The following is a 16,682-nucleotide window of genomic DNA, read 5'->3' on the forward strand; positions in this document are numbered from 1 at the left end:
GAGCTGACCTATTTGCGGTAGCGCACGGTCTCGAAATTCGCGCCCAGCCCGTCATACATCAGCAGGCGCCCGACCAGAGGCTCGCCGATGCCGGTGATGAGCTTGATGACTTCCATCGCCTGCAGCGTGCCGATGACGCCGGTGAGCGCGCCGAGAACGCCGGCTTCGGCGCAGGAGGGAACGAGGCCCGCGGGCGGCGGTTCGGGAAAGAGGTCGCGGTAGGAAGGATTGGGCGAGCCGTCGGCGCCCGTCTCGAACGGCTTCAACACCGTGACGGAGCCGTCGAACCTGCCGACCGCGCCGGTCACCAGCGGCCGGGCAGCCTCCGCGCAGGAATCGGCGACGGCATAGCGGGTGGCGAAATTGTCGGAGCCGTCCGCGACGATGTCATATCCTTCGACGATGGACCGGGCGTTCTCCGCCGTCAGCCGCAGCATGTGCGGCTCGACCGAGACGGTCGGGTTGATGCGGCGGAGCCTGTCGGCCGCGCTGTCGATCTTCGTCCGGCCGACATGCCCGGTGTCGTGGATCACCTGGCGCTGCAGGTTGGAGAGCGAGACGACGTCGTCGTCGACGATGCCGAGCGTGCCGACGCCGGCTGCCGCCAGATATTCAAGAATGGGCGCGCCGAGCCCGCCCGCGCCGATGACGAGCACGCGCGCCCGCTTGAGCTTCTGCTGGCCGGGCCCGCCGACTTCGGGCAGCACGATGTGGCGCGCGTAGCGCTCCAGTTCCTCGGACGATAGCGGCGGAGTGTCGAGCTTGTTCATGGACGCACAATAGCGCCGTCGCGAAAGATTGTCAGCGCGCCAGGCCTCGCCAAGCGGAAGGCCAATTTAGGCGGGCGTGACCTGCCCACCGGCAACCGTGAAGAACTGCGCGCGGCCGGAGAGGCTCGAAAACAGCGCGGCGTCGGTGCCGGTCATGAAGGCCTGGCAGTTCAGTTCCTCCAGGATGCCGAAAAGCGCGGCGCGGCGGCCGGCGTCGAGATGGGCGGCGATCTCGTCGAGCAGCAGGATCGGCGCCGCGCCGGAAAGCTCGGCGACCAGGCGGGCATGTGAGAGCACCAGTCCGGTCAGCAGCGCCTTCTGCTCGCCGGTGGAGCAGAGCTCGGCCGGCATGTCCTTGGGCCGGTGGCGCACGAAGAGGTCGGAGCGGTGCGGGCCGTCCAGGGTACGTCCGGCGGCGCGGTCGCGGGCGCGATTGGCGGAAAGCGAGAGCCGGTATTCCTCCTCCACCTCCACGGCGGGCCGTGCGGCGACTGCCTCCTCCAGCGTGCCGCCGAGCGCGATGTCGGCCTTGGGGAAGGGGCTGTCGTCGGGCAGCCTTTCCACCATGCCGCACAGAAGCCGCACGATCTCCGCACGCGCGGCGGCAATGGCGACGCCGGTTTCGGCCATCTGGGTCTCGATCGCCTCGAACCAGAGATCGTCGCGGCTGTTGTCGGCAAGCAGGCGGTTGCGGCTGCGCATCGCCTTCTCGAAGTCGAGCGAACGACGCCCGTGCGTCGGGTCGATCGTCAGCACCAGGCGGTCGATGAAACGGCGGCGCTCGGCGGCAGGGCCGGTGAAGAGCGCGTCCATTGCCGGCACCAGCCAGATGACGCGCAGCCATTCGAGCATCTCGTCGGCGGAGCGGGCGGATGCGCCGTTGATGCGAACCCGTCGCCCGGTCTCGCCGTCCTCGCCGAGCGTGCCGGTGCCGATCTCGCAATCGCCGAAGGAGCCGGCAATGCGGACATGCACTGCGAAACCCGTGCTGCCCGTGCGCGCGACCGCGTCATAGGCCGCTCGGCGCAAGCCTCGCCCGGGTGTCAGGAAAGATATGGCCTCGAGAAGATTGGTCTTGCCGGCGCCGTTGTCGCCGGTGAGAACCACCGCGCCCGGCCGGAAATCCAGCACCAGGCCCGCATAGTTGCGGAAATCCGTCAGCAGCAGCCGCGCGACATGCGTTTGCGTCTCGCCATCCGGCCGGTCAGCGCCTTGTTCGTTTTCTCCAGGCATCGGCTTTGAGCGGAGAGGGTCCGCCCGGTGCTACACGCGCATCGGCATCAGCACGTAGAGCGCGTTGTCGTCCGTCGTGTCGTGGATAAGTGTCGGCGAACCGGCATCGGCCAGCATGAAGCGCGCGTCGCTGCCGGAGAGCTGCCCGGCGACGTCGAGCAGGTACTTGGCGTTGAAACCGATCTCCAGCGGGTCGGCGTCGTAATCCGCGGCGACCTCCTCGGTGGCGCTGCCGGAATCGGGATTATTGACCGTCAGCGTCAGCAGGCCGCTCGAAATCGACAGCTTCACCGCGCGACCGCGCTCCGACGATATCGTCGAGACGCGATCGACAGCCTGCGCGAAGGTCTGCCGGTCGATGACGAGTTGCTTGTCGTTGCCGGTGGGGATGACGCGCTGATAGTCGGGGAAGGTGCCGTCGATCAGCTTGGAAGTGAGCACGACGCTGCCGATCGTGAACCGGATCTTGGTGTCGGAAAGCTCGGTGGTGACCGCGATGTCTGGATCGTCGACGAGCTTCTGCAACTCGCTCACCGTCTTGCGCGGGATGATGATGCCCGGCATGCCTTCCGAGCCGGCGGGCGCGTCGACCTCGGCGCGGGCGAGGCGATGGCCGTCGGTCGCCACCGAGCGCAGCTTCAGCTTGCCGCCCTCCTCATGGGTGTGGAGATAGATGCCGTTGAGATAATAGCGCGTCTCCTCGGTGGAGATGGCGAACTGGGTCTTCTCGATGAGCCCCTTGAGGGCCGCGGATTCGAGCCGGAAAATGTGCGAGAAGGAGCCGGCGGAAAGCTCGGGGAAATCCGACTGCGGCAGGCATTGCAGGCGGAAGGAGGAGCGGCCCGAGATCACCGACATGGAGTTGCCGCTTTCGTCGACCTTGAGCATCACCTCGGCGCCGTCGGGAAGCTTGCGCACGATGTCGTAGAGCAGGTGCGCCGGCACGGTGGTGGCGCCCGTCTGCTCGACCACCGCGGCGGTCGCCTCGGTAACCTCGAGGTCGAGGTCGGTCGCCTTCATTTCGAGGCTCGCGCCGGCCGCCGAGAGCAGCACGTTCGAGAGGATCGGAATTGTGTTGCGCCGTTCCACCACGCGATGAACATGGTTCAACGATTTCAAGAGGTTGGAACGTTCCAGAACTACACGCATGACGAGCCGATCTCGCTTCGATTATTTCCAGGAGTCTGCGGATGCGCCTCCCTTGGCGCCCGCCGAAATGGACGTGCAAACTGACAGGAAAATGCGCCCAAAGGCAAGCCCGCGCAACGGTTTCGGGCCGTTTGCGCGGGCTTTATCGGGGATAACCTTGCGGCCGATCAGGCCTGGTCGTTGATCAGCCGTTTGAGGAGCTCGATCTCCTGCGCCATAGTGTTGTCGGCGCCGGAAAGATCCTCGATCTTTCGCACCGCATGCAGCACGGTGGTGTGGTCGCGTCCGCCGAAGCGCCGGCCGATTTCCGGCAGCGAGCGCGGCGTCATCACCTTGGCCAGATACATGGCGACCTGGCGCGGCTTGACGATGGTGCGGGTGCGCCGGTTTGAAAGCAGCTCGGTCTTCGAGACGTTGTAGTGGCGCGCGACGATGCGCTGGATGTCCTCGATGCGCACGCGCTTCGGCTCGCCGGTGCGGTACATGTGGCCGAGCAATTCCTCGACACGCTCGACCGAGATCTGCGGCTCGAAGGACTGGCGGAACAGGATCTGGTTGAACGCGCCTTCGAGTTCGCGGCCGCTGCCGGTGACGGTCTGGGCGACGTGGACGAGAATCTCCTCGGGAATGGCGAGCGAGGCGTCCTCGCTGGTCGCCGCCGCATAGCGCTGCTTGAGGATCTCCAGGCGCATCTGGAAGTCGGGTGCCGCCATTTCGAGGGCGACGCCGCCATTGAGGCGCGAACGCACGCGCGGTTCCAGCGATTCCAGCTCCGAAGGCGGACGATCACCAGCCACGACCACCTGCTTGGCGCTGTCGAGCAGCGTGTTGATCAGGTGGCAGAACTCGTGCTGGATCGACTTGCCCTGCAGGAACTGCATGTCGTCGATGATGAGGAGGTCGATGTCGCGCAACTGCTCCTTGAAGGTGAGCGCATTGTTGTCGCGGATGGCGGTGGCGAAACGCCACATGAAATATTCCGCCGTCAGGTAGACGACGCGCGATTGCGGCCGGCGCTTGAGGGCCTCGGCGGCGATCGCCTGCAGCAGGTGCGTCTTGCCGAGGCCGACGGAGGCGTGCAGGAAGAGCGGGTTGAAGCGCAGGGCGTTAGAGGAGGATTCCGCCACCGCGCGAGCCGCCGCGAAGGCGACGCGGTTGGAAGGGCCTTCCACATAGGAATCGAAGGTATAGCGGCCGTCGAGCGGCGAGCCGAGCACGGTCTGCTTGCCGGCGCCTTCGATCGGAGACGGGCGCTGCGGCGTCACCTTGTCGAGACGGGAGGGGTTGAGATGGACGGCGCCGGCGCCGGCGATCACCTGGCGCTGCGGTTTCCTCGCGGCATCGTCGTCCTCGCAGACGGGGCGGATGTTGCGGGTGGCGCTGCGCACCACGATCTCGACCTTGAGCACCTCCGGCGCGCTCTGTTTCCAGAGGTCGCAGATGGTGTCGAGATAATGGCCGTTGATCCACTGGCGCAGGAACGCGGTGGGAACCGACAGTCGAACGAGCCCCTTTGAAGTTTCGGCGAGCTGCATGCGCCCGAACCAGCTTGAGTAAACGTCGTTGCCGAGACGGGCCCTCAACTGCGTGTTCACGCGTTCGAAAATTTGCTCGGGCCCTACGGCGACGGTCATCTTGTTCCCCTCGATCTGATTCTTGGAAAGTGGCTGCCCAATCTGGGCCTCCAGCTCAATGCCGCTTTGCATGTGACTGTCCCTGTATTGTCATTTCGCGTGCCGCGCCGCTGCTACGTTTGTTTTTCGCCTCATGGCGACGCGCACTCTTGGTATTTTTTTGCCGGTACTCAAAACACGTCAGGTCGGCCCCCGGTCTCCTTTCAATTTCATGTCGCGGTTGCCCGCAAAAAGCCCCGCCCCGGCGTTGCCACCGGAGTCGAACGTTAACTTTATCGCAGTTACCTGCAGTCCCACTTTGCTCGATAGGGCGCAGTCCAGACCGCACGCGGAATCAACTTCCGCGCTGCAAGCTCGCCGTTTTTGGGCTGGATCCGCAGGACAAATTCCCTGCCCTCTCGATGTCCAGACACTACAAAAAAGCCCGTGGAGAGGGCAAGCCCGCTGGTTACGAATTTTTCATGAATCAGGCAGCGATGTGGCCATTCTGCGTCCCGCCGCGATGGACCGAAACGCATAAACCGTTTTGATTCAAAACCTTTTCCCGCAACCCGTCTGCTCCGAAAAAAAAACACAAAAATCAGCTTGACAGCTAAATGGCCCCGGCGGACTCGCGCCACCCCGGCAACACTCGCGCGATCCATCGATAATCGGTTGGAATTAAAAGATAATTTATGTCCCGGAAGAAACGGAATCCCTTTCCCGGAGGCGGCCCGTTAGATCAGTTTTTCCGAATATTCGGCTAACGAGAACGGGTCTCCCGGGGAGGTTCTTTTTTGCAATGCGGCAAGCCATTGCGCGGCAAATGAAAAACCCGGCGGGAAGCCCGCCGGGTCGAATTAAGTCGGCAATCCGTAAAAGGATGGGATCAGGCGTCGAGCGACTTGAGCCGCTGCGTCAGGCGCGAAACCTTCCTGGAAGCCGTGTTCTTGTGGAGAACGCCCTTGGTGGCGGCGCGCATCAGCTCGGGCTGCGCGGCCTTCAGGGCGGCCTCGGCGGCTGCCTTGTCACCGGCCGCCAGCGCTTCCTCGACCTTGCGGACGAAAGTACGCACGCGCGAGCGACGGTTCTTGTTGATGGCCGTTCGGCGATCGATCTTGCGCGTAGCCTTCTTGGCCGAAGACGTGTTGGCCATATTGCCTCTCTCTATGTTCAGCGTGGGCGCGCCTGAGATCGGTTCGCAGGGCGCAAAAACAAAGGGGCAGCCGCTCGGCCGCCTCAGTTGGGCGGCTTATAGATCAGGTTTCGCAGCCCGTCAACGCTCATCGGCGGCAAAATGAAGCCGAAGCGGTTCTCAGCGGTTCCTGAAGGTCGGCGTACGCTTCTCGGAGAAGGCCGCCATGCCCTCCTTCTGGTCCTCCAGCGAGAACATGGCGTGGAAGACGCGCCGCTCGAAGCGGAGCCCCTCGGAAAGGGTGGTCTCGTAGGATCGGTTGACGGCTTCCTTGGTCATCATCACGGCCGGCAGCGAGAATTCGGCGATCTTGGCGGCCGCCTTGAGCGTCTCCTCGATCAGTTCGCCGAGCGGGACGACGCGCGACACCAGCCCGCTGCGCTCGGCTTCCGCGGCATCCATCATCCGCCCGGTCAGGCACATGTCCATGGCCTTGGACTTGCCGACGAAACGGGTAAGCCGCTGCGAGCCGCCCATGCCGGGCATGACGCCCAGCGTGATCTCGGGCTGGCCGAACTTGGCATTGTCCGCCGCGATGATGAAGTCGCACATCATGGCAAGCTCGCAGCCGCCGCCGAGCGCGTATCCCGCGACGGCGGCGATGATCGGCTTGCGGATGCGGGTCATCGCGTCCCAGCCGGAAAAGAAGTCCTGCATATACATGTCTATGTAGGACTTCTGGTGCATTTCCTTGATGTCGGCGCCGGCCGCGAACGCCTTCTCCGAGCCGGTCAGGACGATCGCGCCGATCGCCGGATTGGCCTCGAAGCTTTCGAGCGCGGCCACGACGTCCTTGAGGACGGTCGAATTGAGCGCATTGAGTGCCTGGGGACGGTTGAGGGTGATCAGGCCCACCTTGCCGCGGGTTTCGACAAGAATCGTCTCGTAGGCCATGGATACCTCCCTCTGAATATCGATTGGATCAGCTTCGAATAGCTAACGCTGGCAGGCAGGGCAATAGAAAGTGGAACGCCCGGACTGCACGATGCGCGAAATCGTCCCGCCGCAGCCGGGCTTGGGGCAGGGCTCGCCCTCGCGGTCGTAGACGCTGAAGGAATGCTGGAAATAGCCGAGCGAGCCATCGGCCCGTACGTAGTCGCGCAGCGACGAGCCGCCCGCCGCGATCGCCTCGGCGATGACGTCCCTGATCGCGCCGGCGAGTTTGTCGCATCTTGCGCTGCGGCGTCCGGGTGCCGCCGCGATCGAGCCGGCGGCGCGGCGCGGCGAAAGGCCCGCCCGCCACAGCGCCTCGCAAACATAGATGTTGCCGAGCCCGGCGATCAGCCGCTGGTCGAGCAAGGCCGCCTTGAGCGGTACCTTCCTGCCGCGGAAGAGGTCGCTCAGCAGCGTTCCGTCGAACGCGTTTCCGGTCGGCTCGACGCCGAGCCCGGCAAGCGAGGGATGCGTGTCGAGCTGCGCGGCTTCCGCGAAGAGCATGAAGCCGAACCGGCGCGGATCGTTGAAGATGACGCGATGCTCGACGCCTTCGCGGCCCTTCAGCCGGAAAACGACATGGTCGTGCGCGGCATCCTTGGAGCGCTCGTGATGGAACGTGCCGGGCACGGCGCTTTCCGTGCCCGTTTCCACCCGGAACGACCCCGACATGCCGAGATGGCAGATGAGGACCGGATCGCGGTCGAGATGGACGGTCAGGTATTTCGCCCTGCGTCCGAGCGAGATAACCTCGCGTCCGGTCAGCCTTTTCGCGAAATCGGCGGGAAAGGGGAAGCGCAGGTCCGGTCGGCGCTGCTCGACCGCGACGATGCGCGAACCCTCGAAGACCGGCTGCAGCCCGCGCCGGACGGTTTCGACCTCGGGCAGCTCAGGCATGGGCGCGCAAGGCCGAGAGGAACGACGTGCCGTGGCGGCCGGGCGCGATGCCGAGATGCTCGGCGACGCCCTCGCCTATGTCGGAGAAGGTCTTGCGCAGGCCGATGGCGCCGGCGGACAGCCCCGGCCCGGTGCCGATGACCGGCACGCGCTCGCGCGTGTGATCGGTGCCGCGCCAGCCCGGATCGCAGCCGTGATCGGCGGTAAGCACGAGCATGTCGCCGGGCTGAAGCAGCGCGAAGGCCTCCGGCAGCCGCTGGTCGAACGCCTCGAGCGCCGCGGCATAGCCGGGAATATCGCGCCGATGCCCGTAATTGGTGTCGAAATCGACGAAGTTGGCGAATACCAGGTCGCCGTCCCCGGCGTCGCGCATCGCGCCGAGCGCGGCATCGAACATGCGCATGTTGTCGGGCGCCTTGCGGACCTCGGATATGCCGCGCTGGGCGAAGATGTCGCCGATCTTGCCGATGGCGAAGACGGTGCGGCCTTCCGCGGTCAGGCGGTCGAGCAGCGTAGGCTCGGGCGGCGGCACGGCGAGGTCCTTGCGGTTGGGCGTGCGCTCGAACTCGCGCGCGTGCTCGCCGACGAAGGGCCGCGCGATGACCCTGCCGATCTTCAGCGGGTCGGCGAGCCGGCGCACCACCTTGCAGAGGTCGTAGAGGCGCTGCAGGCCGAAATGGGTTTCGTGCGCGGCGATCTGGATCACCGAATCCACCGAGGTGTAGACGATCGGCTTGCCGGTGCGGATATGCTCTTCCCCCAGGCGCTCGATGATTTCCGTCCCGGAGGCGTGGCAGTTGCCGAGAATGCCGGGGACGTTTCCTTCCACGGTGATCGCCTGCGTCAGTTCCTCGGGGAAGGCCGGCTGCGTGTCCGGAAAATAGCCCCAGTCGAAGCGAACGGGCAGCCCGGCGATCTCCCAATGGCCGGAGGGCGTGTCCTTGCCGCTGGAGACCTCCTCCGCGGCGCCGTAGAAGCCGTCGGGGGTCTCGTCCGGGGCCTGCCTGCCGGTTGCCAGCGCGGCGGCGTGCCAGAGGCCGAGCGAGCGCATGTTGGGCAGCGAAAGCGGGCCTGAGCGCAAGCCAGCCACATCCGCCTTGCCGTCGGCGCAGGCCGCCTCGATATGGCCGAACGTGTCCGCGCCCGCGTCACCGAACTCGTCCGCATCCGGCGCACCGCCGATCCCGAAGGAGTCGAGTACGAAGAGGAAAGCGCGCACCATTCTTACCCGGCCTGTTGCTCGTGAGGATAGCCCAGAGATAGGCGCGCGCGGCTGCCTTGGCAATTCGGAAACGTCAGGAGCGATTTCGGATCGTGGCGGCCGCGTCAGCAATCCTGGCAGGGAATGGTCTGGCTCATGCGTGGACGCAGATAGTAGGTCTCGCTCATCGGAAGGGCGTCGAACATGCCGAGAAGCCCGACGGCCTTTTGCTGGCTCGCGCTCCAGGTGATGACCGGGCGGTAGGAAAGTTCGCTGGTGACGCGGATGAGGAAGGTGTTTCTGATCCGCAGGCTGTCCGGCACCGTGGCGATCGTTCCCGGCGCCGCGTCTGCGTTGAAGCTGCCGTTCTTGAGCTTGCGCGACCACGCCACCCTCGCCCTCGGCGTGTTCTCGTCGGTGATCTGGATCGCCGTGACGACGATGTCGGCGCGCGAGCGGTTATAGGGCTGGAGGATCGCCTCGCCGATCTTCATGATCGCTTCCAGCTCCGATCTGTTGATCGGGTGTTGCTGCGTCACGAGGTCGGCCACCATCGAGCCGACGCGACTCACCTTCTTGTTGGCGTCGATGCCCTGCGCGACTTCCATCGTCACGAAATAGAGCGAGAGCAGGACCGGCGCGATGAAGGCGAACTCGACGGCGGCGACGCCGCGCCTGTCGGCTGCAAGCCGGCGCAGGCCCGTGAAAATCCGCCTGATGTCCAAGGCCTTCATCGCCATGATCCCAAATCCCCCCAAGCCATTCTCCACGCCTTTCCGTCGGTCAGTCATCGAACGGCTCGTTCTGCCACGTCACGGTGGCGAACAGCAGCGTCTTGCCGTCCTTCAGGTTCGACATCGACTTGCGCAGGAAGTCGGTCATGACCGGCCAGCGATAGAAGACCCGGAGCATGTTCTTGGACATGGACTGGCCCGGCTCGACCCTGAAATCCTCGGTGTCGATATCCCTGGCCGAAGTGAAGGCGATGCGCTGCCTGGCCGCGTCCGCGAAGGTGTCGTAGGTGCGCAGGTCGATTTCCAGCCCCGGACAGCCCTGCGAGACCATGATTTCCAGCCGGCCGCAGATTATGTCGCGCAGCCTGGTTTCCGTCATGTCGGCCGCCTTGAGCTGGCCGGTGCGGAACTGGCGCGCGACGTCGTCGGTCACGTTCGACATCGTCTGCTGGGCGGCAAAGGAGATGCAGCTTTCGAGGATGGCGAAGACGAGCAGCGAGAAAGGGATCGCAAGCGCCGCGAACTCGATCGCCACGCTGCCCTTCCTGTCCCGCCTGAAGCGGTCGAGGAAATCGATGCGCCGTTTTTGAGCCTTTCCGGTGTCCATGCTCGGCCCCCGCCGTTCAACCTGGACCAAGCTCATACATGGCTTGCGTTGAAACCGGGTTTTAGCGGCCGCTAAAATTCTCCGTCGGCGATAAACCGAACGATAACCATGCCGGGCGGGCTTGGTGAAAAGCCTATTGGCTGGCGTTCATTTCCATTTCGGAGACGCGCTCGGCTTCGTTCTTGAACGAGCTTTCGCAATAGGGTGTGCAGGAGAGCGTCTGGATCTCGGAGCGGCGATAGACGCGCACGGACTTGTCGAACTGGCGCGAGACGACGATCTGCTCGTCGACGATCGGGTTGCCGTCGAGATCGAGCACGACGAGATTGGTGACGCCGAAGCCCTTGCCGGTCAGCACGATGGTGGACGCATCCTGCACCGAGGCGTCGGCGATCAGCGGATTGCCGACCACGATCGTGTCGGCCGGCCGGGCGAGCTTGACGATCTTCGCCTGGTTCATCAGCACCTCGATCGGCAGGCCCTCGGCGAGCGCGGGCACCGCGAGGAGCGCGCCGCCCGCGAGCGCGGCCGCGAATACGCAAGCCTTGATGTTTCCGGACATGCCCCTGGCCATGAATGGCGTTCCCCAATCCCCGTTGCTGAACGGAAGATGAAGGAGATTGGTGAAGCAAGCGTTAAGGCGGGACGAAGTCGGCACGAAACCGTCTCGAAGCAACGGCGGTCCGCTGGAACGTTCCGTTCGAGTTTCTCTTTATATTGCATGCGCCGATGCTGATGAGGTGTAATTAAAACAATATATTTCCGGTTATCCTTTGTTTAACCAAGCAAGCAGGGCGGCAGGTGAAAGGTTTCGGTAAGGCTGTTTTTTAAGCCGATCGAAAGAGCTCCCGGCATAGTGTCGGCCATCCGATCGACGCAGCAGAAAGTTGACGGAAGTGCTGTTAACTCGTGGAGTAAGGAGCTCACGAATGTCCAAGCTTTTCGCCCGTTTCATGAAGGACGAATCCGGCGCGACCGCCATCGAATATGGTCTGATCGCCGCCCTCATCGCACTCGCCATCGTCGCCGGCGCCGGCGCGCTCGGCAGCTCGCTGAACACGCAGTTCGAGAACATCTCCGACTGTATCGCAGATACTGCGGCGTGCGAATAATCCGAGAAGAACTCGATAAATAGCGGCATGGCCGCAAGATCAGGCCGCTCCATCCGGGGCGGCCTTTTCCTTTCCGCCGTTTCATCAAGAATTAAGCCGCGGCGGATAAGAATCACAAAGTCAAACAGGGCCGTCTTCAGATGCTCGAGGCACTCATCTTCGTCGTCTTTCCGTTCTGCATGGTGTTTTCGGCCGTGTCCGACATGGTTTCGATGACGATCGCAAACCGCGTTTCGCTGGTCCTCGTTGCCACCTTCGCCGCGATCGCGCCCTTCACCGGCATGGACTGGGCGACCTACGGCATGCATTTCGCGGGCGCCGGCCTCGTGCTGGCGGCAACCTTCGGCCTTTTCGCGATCGGCGGGATGGGCGGCGGCGATGCGAAACTTCTTGCGGCGACCTCGCTTTGGATAGGTTTCGGCGCGGGACTCTTCCAGTATCTCGTCTATTCGTCGGTGATTGGTGGCCTTTTGACCTTGCTGATTATTTTTTACCGCAAGTCGGATCTTTCGATCCTTACCGGCGGTAACCTCTTTTTGCGCCATTTCGCCAATGAAAAAGTCGGCATTCCTTACGGCGTCGCTCTCGGTGTAGGCGGATTACTCGTTTATCCCGACACTGCTCTCGTGCAATGGGCAGTGGAACGCTTGTCGGCCGGGTGACTTCAACTTTCGCGGACCAGGCGCCTTCCCCGTGAAAATTGCATAAACCTTCTGTTAATCACGACCGTAAGCCTCCCGTTAACCATAAGTTGACGATTGGGAAGGCAATGTCCTCCTCGGTATTGGGGTGCCGGGTTTAAGAGGGCGGGCAAATGGCTCCTTCGCGAGTGATCATCCTGGGCGTTGCCGTCGTGGCGGCGATCGGCGCGGGCTATGTTGCAAAGAACATGGCCGCGCGGACGCCGGAGGTGATCGTCGAGACCAGGGAGGCCGAGCCGGCGGTCAAGCTCGCCGAGGTGCTCGTGCTGAGCGGCGACGTGCCGATGGGCAGCGTCGTCGGGGCGCAGCTTGCCTGGCAGGGCTGGCCTGAAGACAACCTCAACGACGCCTTCATCACGCGGACCAAGGAACCCGGCGCGCTCGAGGAACTGCAGGGCGCGATCGCGCGCGTGCCGATGTATGCCGGCGAGCCGCTGCGCCGTTCAAAACTCATCGGCGAAGGCCAGAGCTTCATGTCGTCGATACTGCCCGCGGGCAAGCGCGCGGTGGCCACGCAGATCGCCGCGGACACGTCGGCCGGCGGCTTCATCCTGCCCAACGACTATGTCGACGTCATCATGACGCGCCGCGCCCAGAACCAGACGGGCGGCGAGGGTTTCGTCACCGAAACCATCCTTCAGAACATTCGCGTCCTGGCGATCGACCAGACCATCCAGGAAGACGAGGAAGGAAAGAAGGTGCGCGTCGGCGACACGGCGACGCTGGAGCTGACCCCGCAGCAGGCGGAGATCATTACGGTCGCGCAACAGATGGCCGATCGCCTCACGCTGGCGCTGCGTTCGGTTGCGGATGCACAGGACAGGCCCGATTTCGAGGCAGACTATCTCGTGGGCAACGGCCGGCGCGGAACCGTGCGTCTCATCAAGTCCGGGGAAGTCTCCGAGGTAGGAGCCCGCAAATGATCAGGAACCGAAACATCGCGGCAACGAAGCCGCTTCCGGGGCGGCCGCGGCTTGCCGTTCTCGCGGCCGTTTCATTGCTGTCGCTTTGCGTGGCGGGCATCGTTCCGGGAACCCAGGCGACGGCGTATGCCAACGGGACGGCGGCCGTCAGCGCCACCTCCGCCAACCAGCGCGTGAAGCTCGGCCTCAACAAGTCGATCGTCATCGACCTGCCGCGCGATGCCTATGACATATTGGTGGCCAACCCCGCGGTTGCCGATGCCGTCACCCGCACGGCGCGGCGCATCTATCTCTTCGGCAAGCAGGTTGGCGAAACCAACATATTCGTCTTCGGGCCGAACGGCGAGCAGATCGCCAGCCTCGACCTCGCGGTCGAGCGCGACGTGTCCGGCCTGGAGGACAATCTGAAGAGGTTCCTGCCGAATTCGGACATCAAGGTCGAGCTGATCAACGACAACGTCGTTCTCACCGGAACGGTGGAGACGCCGCTCGACGCCAAGCGCGCCGAACAGCTCGCGCGCCTCTTCGTCAGCGGCGGTGAGGCGACGACCGGCCAGTTCGCGCAGACGGCGGCGGCACCGACGGACGGCGGCGGGGTGGACATCAACAACCCGGATTCCGAGCGCCGCGTCAGCCGCATCGTCAACATGCTGCAGATCATCGGCGAGGACCAGGTCACGTTGAAGGTGACGGTGGCGGAGGTCAGCCGCAACGTGATGAAGCAGCTCGGCGTCAACATGATCGGTTCCGGCAGCTTCGACGGGATAAGCTGGGGAGCGATCAGCGAAAACTCGATGGGGCTCGGCAAACCGCTTTCGGCTTCGAGCCTGCAGCTCAGCACGTCGCTGCTCGATGCCTATATCAACGCGATGGAGCAGGCCGGCGTCATGAAGACGCTCGCCGAGCCGACGCTCACGGCCGTCTCCGGCGAGAAGGCGACATTCCGCGTCGGCGGCGAGTTCAATCTCGTGACCGGCCGCGACAGCAAGGTCTCCGACGACAATCAGACGGGCCAGACGACCTACAATATCGAGCGCCTGGAATACGGCATCGGCCTCGAGTTCCAGCCGGTCGTTCTTTCGCCGGGGCGCATCAGCCTCAAGGTCAGGACGCAGGTTTCCGAACCGACCAACGAAGGGTCGGTGGCTTTCGAGGGCGGGACCCGGCAACTGCCGATCGGCACGAACATGCTGTCGATCCGCAAAAGGCTGGCGGACACGACGGTGGAGCTGCCGTCCGGCGGTTCGATGATGATCGCCGGCCTCGTGCGCGACGATGTTCGCCAGGTCGCGCAGGGTCTCCCCGGTCTCTCCAAGGTGCCCGTGCTCGGCACGCTCTTCCGCAGCCGCGATTTCGTGCGCAACGAGACCGAGCTCGTCATCATCGTGACGCCGTATCTGGCGCGGCCGGTGGCGCGCAACGAGCTTGCCAGGCCGGACGACAATTTCAATGCCGCCAGCGACGGGGCCGGCATGTTCCTCGGGCGGGTCAACCGCGTCTACGGGACGATGAGCACCGACAGGCCCGCCGGCCGTTATCACGGCGTCGTCGGCTACATCTACAAATGATCGGGGAACGAGCGCGATGTCTGACATGCTCATGAACAGGCCCGCCGGCCGCCGCGGCAGCCTCCCGCTGGCCGGAACCTTCACGCTTGCCGCGCTGGCATCGGTCGCGCTGCTTGCCGGCTGCGCGAACCGCGACAGCATCAAGGTCGGCGCCATACCGGACGACTACCGAACCAATCATCCGATCGTGATCTCCGAGAAGGAGACGAAAATCGACATTCCCGTCGGCGTGCAGGATCGCGGCATGACCGGGATGCAGCGCACCGCGCTCGACGGCTTCATTTCCAGGTACGACCGCAAGGCAGCGCCCGTCGTTTCGATACTGGTGCCGACCGGTTCGGCGAACGAGGCGGCGGCTTCGCGCGTCTCGGCCGACTTCTTCAGGCGTCTGCGCGCCAACGGCGTGCCGGAGGGGCATATCCTGCACCAGCCCTACCAGGCGTCGGCGCAGGAAGCTCCGCCGATCCGCGTGAGCTACTTCGCCATGAAGGCCTCGACCGGACCATGCGGCCGCTGGCCGGGCGATCTCCTGGATACCACGCAGAACAAGCACTACGCGAATTTCGGCTGTTCCTATCAGAACAACCTGGCCGCGCAGATCGCCGATCCGGCCGACCTGCTCGGGCCGCGCAAGCAGACGCCGATCGATGCCGAGAACCGCAGCGCGGCGATCGACGTCTATCGCGAACGGGGTATCTCGGACGAGTTCTTCAGCAATTCCGAGGTCGATTACTAGGGGCACGGGCATGAACAATCTGGCCTACGACGCCGCGCTGCAAGGCGAGGCTCCGAGCGAAAGCGAGGTCGCGGCGATGAGCACGCTGCGTCCGGTGCCGCGCATCTCCATCCAGGCCTTCTGCGAGACCGAGGGCGTGGCCGGCCCGATCGAGCGGGCGGCGGACGACCGGCGGATGTCGAAGACGCACCTCAAGGTGCATATGGGAGGCATCGCCACCGCGATCGACTTCTACCATTCGGCACCGACGCCGAACCTCATCGTGCTGGAATCGCGCGACGAGCCCAGGCAGCTCATCGCCGCGCTGAAGCAACTGGCCGAGGTCTGCGATCCCAACAGCAAAGTCATCGTCATCGGCCACTACAACGATGTGTGGCTCTATCGCGAGCTGATCCGCTTCGGCATCTCCGAATATGTGGTCGCGCCGATCTCGATGGCCGACATCGTCGCCGTCATATCGGCGATCTTCGTCGATCCGGAGGCCGCGCCGATCGGAAGATCCTTCGCTTTCATCGGTGCCAAGGGCGGGGTCGGGTCCTCCACCATCGCGCATAACATCGCCTGGTCGATGTCGTCGCTGTTTTCCTCCGAGGTAGTGGTCGCCGATCTGGATCTCGCGTTCGGAACGGCCAACATCAATTTCGATCAGGATCCGGCGCAAGGCATCGCCGAGGCCGTTTTCGCGCCCGAGCGCATCGACGAGGTCTATCTCGACCGCCTGCTCGCGCAATGCGCCGAGCACCTGTCGCTGCTGGCCGCGCCCTCGACGCTCGAGCGCGTCTACGATTTCGACCCGGAAGCCTTTTCGCAGATCATCGAGACGGCGCAGCGCACCGCGCCCGCGGTGGTGCTGGACGTTCCGCACATCTGGAGCGGCTGGTCGAAGACCACGCTGACGCAAGCCGACGAGATCGTGATCACCGCGACGCCGGAGCTCGCCAATCTGCGCAACGCGAAGAACCTGATCGACATGCTGAGGAAGCTGCGCCCCAATGACGGGCCGCCGAAGCTGATCGTCAACCAGGCCGGGATGCCCAAACGCCCCGAGATTTCGCCGGCCGATTTCGCCGAGCCGCTCGGCATCGCGCCGATGGCCGTCATTCCGTTCGATCCGCAACTCTTCGGCAACAGCGCCAATAACGGCCGCATGCTCGGCGAGATGGATGCGCAGCACGCCATTGTCCAGACGGTGAACGAGATCGCGCATGTACTGACGGGGCGCAGCGAGATCAAGACGAAGAAGAAGGTCGGACTTGGCGACCTGATCGCGCGCCTGAAGCGCAAGAAGCGAATGTGAAACGGCAGGTGCG

The 16,682-nt window shown here is 64.2% G+C and carries 17 protein-coding genes; 6 read left to right on the forward strand and 11 right to left on the reverse strand.

Annotated elements, in window-relative coordinates:
* Positions 1–8 precede the first annotated feature (8 nt).
* From XW59_RS20940 to XW59_RS20990, 11 genes are all read right to left on the reverse strand, one after another.
* A complete protein-coding gene (locus XW59_RS20940) occupies positions 9–770 on the reverse strand; it encodes a molybdopterin-synthase adenylyltransferase MoeB (protein ID WP_047147692.1) in 762 nt (253 codons plus the stop codon).
* Positions 771–836: 66 nt separating this feature from the next.
* Positions 837–2,003 (reverse strand): DNA replication/repair protein RecF, encoded by a 1,167-nt coding sequence (gene recF, locus XW59_RS20945; RefSeq protein ID WP_047147691.1) that lies wholly within the window; start codon positions 2,001–2,003, stop codon positions 837–839.
* Between the two features lie 30 nt (positions 2,004–2,033).
* Positions 2,034–3,152, reverse strand: coding sequence for a DNA polymerase III subunit beta (gene dnaN / locus XW59_RS20950; RefSeq protein ID WP_047147690.1), 1,119 nt, complete (start codon positions 3,150–3,152; stop codon positions 2,034–2,036).
* Positions 3,153–3,319: 167 nt separating this feature from the next.
* Positions 3,320–4,786 (reverse strand): chromosomal replication initiator protein DnaA, encoded by a 1,467-nt coding sequence (gene dnaA, locus XW59_RS20955; protein WP_246666159.1) that lies wholly within the window; start codon positions 4,784–4,786, stop codon positions 3,320–3,322.
* Positions 4,787–5,654: 868 nt separating this feature from the next.
* Entirely contained in the window at positions 5,655–5,921 is a 267-nt protein-coding gene (gene rpsT / locus XW59_RS20960) for a 30S ribosomal protein S20 (protein WP_047147688.1), read from the reverse strand.
* A gap of 159 nt (positions 5,922–6,080) precedes the next feature.
* Positions 6,081–6,854 (reverse strand): enoyl-CoA hydratase, encoded by a 774-nt coding sequence (locus XW59_RS20965; RefSeq protein WP_047147687.1) that lies wholly within the window; start codon positions 6,852–6,854, stop codon positions 6,081–6,083.
* A gap of 42 nt (positions 6,855–6,896) precedes the next feature.
* Positions 6,897–7,790 carry a bifunctional DNA-formamidopyrimidine glycosylase/DNA-(apurinic or apyrimidinic site) lyase gene (gene mutM, locus XW59_RS20970; protein ID WP_047147686.1) on the reverse strand — a complete coding sequence of 298 codons (894 nt, stop codon included), beginning with the start codon at positions 7,788–7,790 and terminating at the stop codon, positions 6,897–6,899.
* Positions 7,783–9,012 (reverse strand): phosphopentomutase, encoded by a 1,230-nt coding sequence (locus XW59_RS20975; protein ID WP_047147685.1) that lies wholly within the window; start codon positions 9,010–9,012, stop codon positions 7,783–7,785. The genes mutM and XW59_RS20975 overlap by 8 nt, the downstream gene beginning before the upstream one ends.
* 104 nt (positions 9,013–9,116) lie before the next feature.
* Positions 9,117–9,725, reverse strand: coding sequence for a TadE/TadG family type IV pilus assembly protein (locus XW59_RS20980; RefSeq protein ID WP_136068403.1), 609 nt, complete (start codon positions 9,723–9,725; stop codon positions 9,117–9,119).
* A 49-nt stretch (positions 9,726–9,774) separates the two neighbouring features.
* Positions 9,775–10,332, reverse strand: coding sequence for a TadE/TadG family type IV pilus assembly protein (locus XW59_RS20985; protein WP_047147683.1), 558 nt, complete (start codon positions 10,330–10,332; stop codon positions 9,775–9,777).
* A 133-nt stretch (positions 10,333–10,465) separates the two neighbouring features.
* Positions 10,466–10,894 (reverse strand): pilus assembly protein N-terminal domain-containing protein, encoded by a 429-nt coding sequence (locus XW59_RS20990; RefSeq protein ID WP_047147682.1) that lies wholly within the window; start codon positions 10,892–10,894, stop codon positions 10,466–10,468.
* Positions 10,895–11,261: 367 nt separating this feature from the next.
* On the opposite strand from XW59_RS20990, the gene XW59_RS20995 reads away from it, so the two are divergent.
* The 6 genes from XW59_RS20995 (at position 11,262) to XW59_RS21020 (ending at position 16,669) form a co-directional block, all read left to right on the forward strand.
* On the forward strand, positions 11,262–11,444 hold the full coding sequence (locus tag XW59_RS20995) for a Flp family type IVb pilin (protein WP_047147681.1): 183 nt from the start codon (positions 11,262–11,264) through the stop codon (positions 11,442–11,444).
* 140 nt (positions 11,445–11,584) lie between these two features.
* The gene (locus XW59_RS21000) at positions 11,585–12,106 is read left to right on the forward strand and encodes a prepilin peptidase (protein WP_047147680.1); all 522 of its coding nucleotides are present in this window, start codon (positions 11,585–11,587) and stop codon (positions 12,104–12,106) included.
* 152 nt (positions 12,107–12,258) lie between these two features.
* On the forward strand, positions 12,259–13,068 hold the full coding sequence (gene cpaB, locus XW59_RS21005) for a Flp pilus assembly protein CpaB (RefSeq protein ID WP_047147679.1): 810 nt from the start codon (positions 12,259–12,261) through the stop codon (positions 13,066–13,068).
* Positions 13,065–14,636: a type II and III secretion system protein family protein gene (locus XW59_RS21010; protein WP_082137734.1), complete on the forward strand. Its 1,572-nt coding sequence runs from the start codon at positions 13,065–13,067 to the stop codon at positions 14,634–14,636. The genes cpaB and XW59_RS21010 overlap by 4 nt, the downstream gene beginning before the upstream one ends.
* Positions 14,637–14,661: 25 nt before the next feature.
* Complete coding sequence (locus XW59_RS21015) at positions 14,662–15,372, forward strand: CpaD family pilus assembly protein (RefSeq protein ID WP_047147678.1); 711 nt, start codon at positions 14,662–14,664, stop codon at positions 15,370–15,372.
* Between the two features lie 10 nt (positions 15,373–15,382).
* On the forward strand, positions 15,383–16,669 hold the full coding sequence (locus tag XW59_RS21020; protein WP_047147677.1) for a CpaE family protein: 1,287 nt from the start codon (positions 15,383–15,385) through the stop codon (positions 16,667–16,669).
* Positions 16,670–16,682: the final 13 nt, after the last annotated feature.

This window comes from Aquamicrobium sp. LC103 (genome assembly GCF_001014615.2).
Taxonomy (GTDB): Bacteria; Pseudomonadota; Alphaproteobacteria; order Rhizobiales; family Rhizobiaceae; genus LBCQ02.

Coding starts and splice junctions, on each gene's coding strand:
- XW59_RS20965 (WP_047147687.1), bottom strand. CDS start 6,854: ATGGCCTACGAGACGATTCTTGTCGAAACCCGCGGCAAGGTGGGCCTG.
- XW59_RS20940 (WP_047147692.1), bottom strand. CDS start 770: ATGAACAAGCTCGACACTCCGCCGCTATCGTCCGAGGAACTGGAGCGC.
- dnaN (WP_047147690.1), bottom strand. CDS start 3,152: ATGCGTGTAGTTCTGGAACGTTCCAACCTCTTGAAATCGTTGAACCAT.
- XW59_RS20980 (WP_136068403.1), bottom strand. CDS start 9,725: ATGAAGGCCTTGGACATCAGGCGGATTTTCACGGGCCTGCGCCGGCTT.
- XW59_RS20995 (WP_047147681.1), top strand. CDS start 11,262: ATGTCCAAGCTTTTCGCCCGTTTCATGAAGGACGAATCCGGCGCGACC.
- XW59_RS21015 (WP_047147678.1), top strand. CDS start 14,662: ATGCTCATGAACAGGCCCGCCGGCCGCCGCGGCAGCCTCCCGCTGGCC.
- rpsT (WP_047147688.1), bottom strand. CDS start 5,921: ATGGCCAACACGTCTTCGGCCAAGAAGGCTACGCGCAAGATCGATCGC.
- XW59_RS21020 (WP_047147677.1), top strand. CDS start 15,383: ATGAACAATCTGGCCTACGACGCCGCGCTGCAAGGCGAGGCTCCGAGC.
- mutM (WP_047147686.1), bottom strand. CDS start 7,790: ATGCCTGAGCTGCCCGAGGTCGAAACCGTCCGGCGCGGGCTGCAGCCG.
- XW59_RS20990 (WP_047147682.1), bottom strand. CDS start 10,894: ATGTCCGGAAACATCAAGGCTTGCGTATTCGCGGCCGCGCTCGCGGGC.
- dnaA (WP_246666159.1), bottom strand. CDS start 4,786: ATGACCGTCGCCGTAGGGCCCGAGCAAATTTTCGAACGCGTGAACACG.
- XW59_RS20975 (WP_047147685.1), bottom strand. CDS start 9,012: ATGGTGCGCGCTTTCCTCTTCGTACTCGACTCCTTCGGGATCGGCGGT.
- recF (WP_047147691.1), bottom strand. CDS start 2,003: ATGCCTGGAGAAAACGAACAAGGCGCTGACCGGCCGGATGGCGAGACG.
- XW59_RS21000 (WP_047147680.1), top strand. CDS start 11,585: ATGCTCGAGGCACTCATCTTCGTCGTCTTTCCGTTCTGCATGGTGTTT.
- XW59_RS20985 (WP_047147683.1), bottom strand. CDS start 10,332: ATGGACACCGGAAAGGCTCAAAAACGGCGCATCGATTTCCTCGACCGC.
- XW59_RS21010 (WP_082137734.1), top strand. CDS start 13,065: ATGATCAGGAACCGAAACATCGCGGCAACGAAGCCGCTTCCGGGGCGG.
- cpaB (WP_047147679.1), top strand. CDS start 12,259: ATGGCTCCTTCGCGAGTGATCATCCTGGGCGTTGCCGTCGTGGCGGCG.